Annotated in this window: 6 protein-coding genes; all 6 read left to right on the top strand. The window is 72.2% G+C overall.

Annotated features, from left to right (window positions below; all coding sequences use genetic code 11):
- The coding region (dnaB, locus tag ABZY91_RS40815) for a replicative DNA helicase (protein ID WP_355409168.1) at positions 1-1137 on the top strand (1137 nt) is incomplete at its 5' end.
- Between the two features lie 222 nt (positions 1138-1359).
- Entirely contained in the window at positions 1360-3207 is a 1848-nt protein-coding gene (locus ABZY91_RS40810) for a helix-turn-helix transcriptional regulator (protein WP_355409166.1), read from the top strand.
- Between the two features lies 1 nt (position 3208).
- Positions 3209-3829, top strand: coding sequence for a hypothetical protein (locus ABZY91_RS40805; protein WP_355409164.1), 621 nt, complete (start codon positions 3209-3211; stop codon positions 3827-3829).
- Between the two features lie 119 nt (positions 3830-3948).
- Complete coding sequence (locus ABZY91_RS40800) at positions 3949-4428, top strand: hypothetical protein (RefSeq protein ID WP_355409162.1); 480 nt, start codon at positions 3949-3951, stop codon at positions 4426-4428.
- Positions 4429-4494: 66 nt separating this feature from the next.
- A complete protein-coding gene (locus ABZY91_RS40795; protein WP_355409160.1) occupies positions 4495-5589 on the top strand; it encodes a hypothetical protein in 1095 nt (364 codons plus the stop codon).
- A 184-nt stretch (positions 5590-5773) separates the two neighbouring features.
- A complete protein-coding gene (locus tag ABZY91_RS40790; RefSeq protein WP_355409158.1) occupies positions 5774-6322 on the top strand; it encodes a hypothetical protein in 549 nt (182 codons plus the stop codon).
- The last annotated feature ends 785 nt before the right edge of the window (positions 6323-7107 follow it).

The raw sequence follows: 7107 nt of genomic DNA, 5'->3' as shown, positions 1-7107 counted from the left end.
GAGCGCGCGGTGCTGCGCCGGCTGGTCGAGGCCGGTACCCGGATCGCCGGCATGGGCTACGCCGCCGAGGGCGACGTCGACGAGATCGTCAACGCCGCCCAGGCCGAGGTCATGGCCCTCGCCGACCAGCGCACCGACGACAACGCCGGCCCGCTGATGGACGGCATGGACATCACCATGGGCAAGGTCGAGGACCGCAAACACACCCGCGGCCAGATCACCGGCGTACCGACCGGCTTCGCCGACCTCGACCAGCTCACCCAGGGCCTCCACGGCGGCCAGTTCATCGTCATCGCCGCCCGCCCGGCCCTCGGCAAATCCACACTCGCCCTGGACATCGCCCGTTCCGCCAGCATCAGCCACCACCTCACCTGCGCCCTGTTCTCCATGGAGATGAGCCGCGAGGAAATCCAGCTGCGCGCCGTCTCCGCCGAGGGCAAGGTCGCACTGCACCACCTGCGCTCGGGCGACATGACCGACCAGGACTGGGTGCGCTCCGGCCGGGCGATCAGCCGCATGACCGACGCCCCGATGCTGATCGACGACAACCCCGTACAGTCCACGCTGTCCATCGCCGCCCGCTGCCGCAAGATCAAGCAGCGCCGCGGCCTGGACCTGGTCATCGTCGACTACCTCCAGCTCCTCCAGGGTGCGGGCCGCCGCGCGGAGAACCGCCAGCAGGAAGTCAGCGACATGTCCCGCAACCTCAAGCTCCTCGCCAAGCAGCTCGGCGTGCCGGTCATCGCCCTGTCCCAGCTCAACCGCGGACCCGAGCAGCGCACCGACAAGCGCCCGATGGTCTCCGACCTGCGTGAGTCCGGCTCCATCGAGCAGGACGCGGATGTCGTGATCCTCCTCCACCGCGAGGACGCCTACGACAAGGACTCCCCCCGCGCCGGCGAGGCCGACTTCATCGTCGCCAAGCACCGAAACGGGCCCACCGCCACCATCACCGTGGCCTTCCAGGGCCACTACAGCCGGTTCGTCGACATGACCCGCGCAAGCGAGGTCGGCCGGCGCTTCGCCGACGACGCGTACGAGCCCGACTTCACCCCCATCGGCGCCATCGAACCCGGGCCCGCCGACACCGCCCAGCGGAACCCCGGCTCCAACCTGGCGTCAGACCTCGGACTGTAGGAGGCGCGAGGAGCGCCCTGAGCGCCCCTCAGGGCGACCGGAGGCCCCGCCCGCGCCCGCAAGCCGGGCGGGGTCCTGATCGCCCCGCACAAGGTCATCCAGGCCGCCCGTGGGCAGGCGGGCTCGCCCAGCCGCCCTTCGAATCCGCACCACATCACCCGATCCAGTGAATCCAAGCCGAATCTATGGGAATTCTCCATGAGAAATGGATAGGATGCAGTCATGGCACTCAGCACGTTGGAAACGCTCCGGCTCACCGTCGCTGCCCTGCGGCAGCGCACCGGCGAAAGTCAGGCGCAGCTCGCCGCCGGTATCGGTCTGACCCAGGACAAGGTCAGTCGACGTCAGGCCGGGGCGCAGCCCTGGGGTCTGGACGAGGTCGACGCTCTGGCCCGGCACTGGGGCCTGGCGCCGCTGGACCTGCTCGCCGGCCCCACCCGCGCGGCCGAGTCGATGACCTGGCCGCCCGGCACCGCCGCCCCGCGGCAGCCGGTGCCGGACACCTTCGCCGCCGCCCCGGCCACCCCCGCCACCGCCCCCGCGGCCCCAGGGCCTGACCCGGGGCGCCGTCCGGCTCCGCGCCGCCGCTCCGGCCCCTACACGCCCGTGACCCCGGTGCCGGAGAGCTGGGTGCGCCCCGGCGAGCGGGACGACGCCCCGGCCGACACCGCCGCCGAGCAGCCCGCAGCCGCAGCCGCAGCCGCAGCCGTCCAGGCCGTCGACTACGACCGGGGCCCGGACGGCGAACCCGCCGAGCACCCGGCCGCGCCGTGCGAGCAGTGCGGCCGACCGGTGCGCCACCGCGTGGCCGGCCGCCCGCTGCACCTCGGCGGCTGGTGTGCGCCCGCCACCGTCGACGTCTCGGGCGCCGGACCCGTTCAGGCCGGCCCGGCCGCAGCGGTGGCCGCGCTCGTCCAGGACGCCGCCCCCGCGCCCGACCCCACCCCGGCCGACCAGGCACCCGACCCCACCCCGACACCGGCACCCGCCGCTCCCGCTCCTGCTTCCGCCGCCGCGCCCGGCCGGGCCGCTCGGCCGGCCTCCGCCCCGTCCGCCGCCGCGTCCCGCTCGGAGTACGCCGGGACCGGCCGGGACCTCGGCTACTACCTCGACATGATCACCTCGGCCGTCGAGCAGGCCCTCGAAGAGCACGACGGCGACACCGAGGCCGCCACCACCGCCCTGGAGAAGCGCGCCATCCCGAACGGAATGGCCCTCTTCGACGCCACCCGGGTCGGCGGGAATTACGAGCACACGGTTTATCCGGACCGCCTCGAATTCCTCTCCAAGAAAACCCGCAGCGGCGCCGACGACGTGTGGGAAGGACGCCACAAGTGGGAGAACACGCCCCTGATGGAGTCGGTCCGCCGGGGCGACCCCGCAGAGGTGGCGGTGGACGTCCTGGACACCAACGCCGCCTACTGCAGCGCCCTCAAGACCCACCTGCCGATCGGCGCCCTGGTCCACCAGCCGGACGGCGGCTTCGACCCGAAGCGCAGCGGCATCTACCTGCTGCCCAAGCGCCCCACCTGGGAACACCCTGACCTGCCCGACCCGATCGGCAACCGCCACGAGACCGGGCCCGTGCTCCTGGACGGCGCCACCGTGCGCCTGCTGATCCGCTGCCACAAGCTCGGCCTGGCCGACGCCCCCCACATCACCGAAGCCTGGACGTCGGGCTCCAGCGAGGGCCTGCTGGAGAAATTCCGCAGGGTCCTCACCCAGGCCCGCGAGAACGCCATCGCGGACGGCGACCAGATCACCGAGAAGTACGTCAAGGCGATGTATGCGAAATTCGCCTCGACTATCGGCGAATCCACTTTCAACCGGGACATCCGCCGACCCGACTGGATGCACATCATCCGCTCCCAGGCATTCGCGAATCTCTGGTACAAGGCGCACCGTGCCCACAAGGCCGGTATCGTGATTGTCCGGCTGCGCGGCACCGACGAATTGCACGTCACCGGCGAAACCGACTGGCGGAGCGTTTTCACCGAGGGCCGACTCACCACCCAGATGAAACTCAAGGACCAGTACACCCTGCCTCTCACCCGGAAGCGGAGCGCCTGAAATGTCGACCGACGGATGGAAGAACTTCGGGAAGTACGGCGCCGACCGCGACCCCGGAAACGTCCACGGCAAATACGCCCTCGGCCGGGCCCTCGAAGACGCCCTGGAGCGCATGATCATCGAGGGCGGCATCAAGTCCCCACCCACCACCCGCCGCGGCCTGACCGCCCGCATGCGCTACCTCATGACCCACAAGGGCGGCGCCCAAGCCCTCGCCGACGCCGGCATCACCGCCGTCCCCGCCACCCTGCGCGCCTGGACCAAGGGCACCCAGCGCCCCCGCCCCGCCAACCTCGAAGCGATCGACACCGCCTACTGGAACCTGCGCGCCGCCAACATCCTCAACAGCCCCGCGGTGTTCAAGGCCCACCTCAACAACGCCGGCCGCGGCACCAAAGTCGAGATCCACCCCATCAACCAGGACGTCGTCGACGAGAACCGCCGCCGCGACAACCTGCGCATCCGCCCCCTGCAGGTCCGCTACGTCTGGGACGACGCCGTCGACGCCCTCACCACCGGCGACGCCGACAAACTCGCCGAGATCTGGGACGACATCATCAGCGACCTCGACAGCGACTACGGCGCCTACCAGTACGTCTCCCACATCGGCCTCGGCGCCTGACACACAGCCACCTACCCCGCCCGCCGGTGGCGGCTCCAACCACAGCCACCACCGGCCGGGCGCCCGGCACAACGGATCCAAGGATCCAAGGATCCAAGCCCCGACCCGAAAGGCCGGCCGTGACCACCACACCCACCCCACTCCCCACCCAACCCGGCCCGGTCGCCACGGGCACGCCGGCATCCGACCCGCAGCCGCCCCTGAACCTCGACCCCGGCGCCATCACCGACCCCGCCGAACGCGAACGAGCACTCGCCCGACTGCTCCGCTACCAGACCCAAGTCCTCACCGCCGGGCTGCGCCTGGAGGACGGAGACCGGGTCCGGCTCCTGGAGCCGGTGCACGCGACGTGGATCGACGAGGACCTGGCCGCCGAGGAGTACTGGGAACAGGACGCCCGCGTCCGCGTCGACGTCCCGGCCGGCACCCTCGGCGTCGTCACCCGGGTCCGCCGCCACCCGACCCCGTTCCCCTACGTCGTCGCGTTCGACCGCGGCCCCGAGTGCGCCGTCCGCGACCACCAGATCGAGCGCACCGCCGACCAGTCACTCACCCCCGCCCCGCAGCCGGCCCCAGCGCCGTGGACGCGCCCACGCTGACCCCCCCCCAGCGGCCACCACCACCAAGTGGTGGCCGCAGCCGCACCACCAGAAAGAGAGCAGCCGATGACCCTGCCCGTGTACACCTGGTGGGGCGAGGTCCCCGCCCACCTCGCCACCCGCACCCGCCTCGCCGAACTTGACCTCCCCCGCCAGCCCGCCGGCCCCGCCCGCGCCACCATCGACACCCGCAACGCCCTGGGGAAGAAGGCGACGTTCGACCTGTACGACGTGCGCGAGTCGATCCCCACCCAGGCCTCCGCCGCGCAGCTCGCCGCGGCCGCCGCCCGCCGCACCACCAACACCCGCACCTGCGAGGACTGCGGCGCCCACCCCGAGACGCCGTGCACCCCGGCAGCCGACGGCCGGGCCCTGTGCGGCACCTGCGCCCACATCACCCGCCTGCGCACCCGCCAGGCCGAGGCCCGCGCCGCCGCCCAGGACATCGCCGAGACCGCCGACCGCCTCCTGTCCGACGAGCACCTGGCCGTCCTCCACGTCGACTACACCCCCGGCGAGCCCACCGCCACCGGCAACCCCCGCCCGCCGGCCGCCGCCCGCCTCACCGTCCTCGACCGCACCGGCACCACCCTCTACGACCGCACCGTGCGCCTGACCGGCCCCCGCACCCCCGGCGCCCCCGACCACGCCATCGACCCCGCCCCCGCCCTGGCCGACCTCACCAACCTCCTCGCCGAGCGCACCGTCCTCCTGTGGACCCCCGGCGACCTCGACCCCCTCCACGACGCCCTGCGCCGCCTCAAGCTCACCACCGCCCTGCTGCCCGAAGGCCGGGTCAACAGCCTGCGCCCGGCCGCCACCCAGTGGCGCGCCGACCTCGACCCGCGCACCGGCGAACCACGCCGCCCCACCCCGCCCGGCACCGCCGACCGCCTCCTTCTCCTGCTCCGGAAGATGTCCGTCGGCGCCCTGCGCCTCGATGCGACGGACGAGCACGACGACCCCGACCGCAAGCGGTGGAACTACCAGCTCACGGCCAGGCGGGTGGACCCGGCACACCCCGGCTACTCCGTGATCGTCACGCACGCCTACGCCACCTCGGTGGAGGACGCGGTGCGCCTGACCAGGAAGAAGCACGACGGCCACCTCTACGGCGACGGCCTGTACCGGATCGTGCGCGTCGAGGAGGAACGGCCGTGACCACCGGCACCCCCACCCCGCCCGGCACCGCCGACCGCCTCCTCTTACTGCGCCGGGTCGCGGCCGGAGGGTAGCCGGCCCCCGGCGCGGATCGGAACGGTCCGCCGCCGACCGCTGAATCAGCGGTCGGCGGCGGGCCGTTCTCCGGCAGGATCCGACTCCTCATCACTCATCTGGAGGTCCCGTGAGCGACACCATCACCACCACCGGCCTCGGCGTTCTGCCGCACCAGGCGTACGCCGAGGCCGTGGCCAACATCGACGGCCCGGGCGGTTACCGGGCCCCCGACGACTGGTACACCGACCACGTCGCCGGCGAGCTGACCATCCAGCTCTGGTACCGGCGCACCGAACCGCGCCCCGCCACCGCGTCGGAGGCCGCCTCGATGCCCGCCGACCGGCTCGTCCCCGCCCAGTACGACGCGCACGGCGCCCGAACGGCGCCGGCCATGCTGTCGCCGCTGGTCGACGCCGAGCACTGGCCCTGGGGCCTCACCATCGCCTGGGGAGAGAAGGAAGGGTGGCTCTGGACCGCACTGGTCAACGAGGACAGCGAGATCACCCCATGGAGCTGGGAGCCGCTCCCGGTGCCGCTGCTCGCCTCCCCCGAGGCACTGCACGCCGCGCTGGCGCCCCTGTTCGCCGGGCGGGTGGACGACCTGCCGGCGCAGAGCGGCGAGTGGTCTCCGCGCCGCCCCGACGCCCTGGCCGACCGCCTCGCCAGCCGCCGCTGACGCTCCCCGACGGCCTGCCCCGGGGCACACCCCGAGGCAGGCCATTTCCACGCCCGGAACTCATGGGAAATTCGCATGGGACGGCAGAATATGAGGCGATACGGTTCTACCCGCAATTCACGCGATATCGTGAACGGCCAGTGGCTGCCGATCACCCCCGATTTCCGGATGCAATGCGGCGGACGCACAGCGGCTTTAGCGGGATCGGCTGACGGCGGATTTCTGATACAGGGTCGGGCGGGATATCGATGCTTTGCGGGATGGGCACCCCGCCTGTGGCGGGATCGGCTGACGGTGGATTTCTGATACGCCGCCACAATGGATCTGACGGCCTATCAGGGGTAGGATCAATGGGGGATCGGTCTAGACCACTTGCAGAGGTGTAGACCACTGCGTGGCGGAGTCCGCATGAGAGGGTTGGGGGTTGCGCCCACCCCTGTTCGGTGACAGACTGCAACGACGAGGAGGGGCCGGCTTCCTCGCCCCGTACGGGCCCGCCTGCCGAACACAGGCCCGAGGCCATCCCCTCCTCCCGGTCAGCCTGGCGCACGGAGTGCGCCCAAACCGCCCCTGACCTGCATTTTTGCCAGGGCAGGGGAGCCCGGATCCGGCCCGAGGTGCGGAGCGCCGAGAGTCGGACCGGGCACCCGGCCCGGGGCCGGCCACCCCCACCACCACCCGGCAAGCGCCGCCACGACTACTCTCCGCACCCGCGTGACGGAGTCACGCAACGTCACTCCGTCACGCTAGTGACGGCGCGTCATGTCTGCGGAGCAGACGGCGCG

Source organism: Kitasatospora sp. NPDC002965, from assembly GCF_040611255.1.
Taxonomy (GTDB): domain Bacteria; phylum Actinomycetota; class Actinomycetes; order Streptomycetales; family Streptomycetaceae; genus Kitasatospora.
This window is presented reverse-complemented; position numbering and strand designations above follow the sequence as displayed.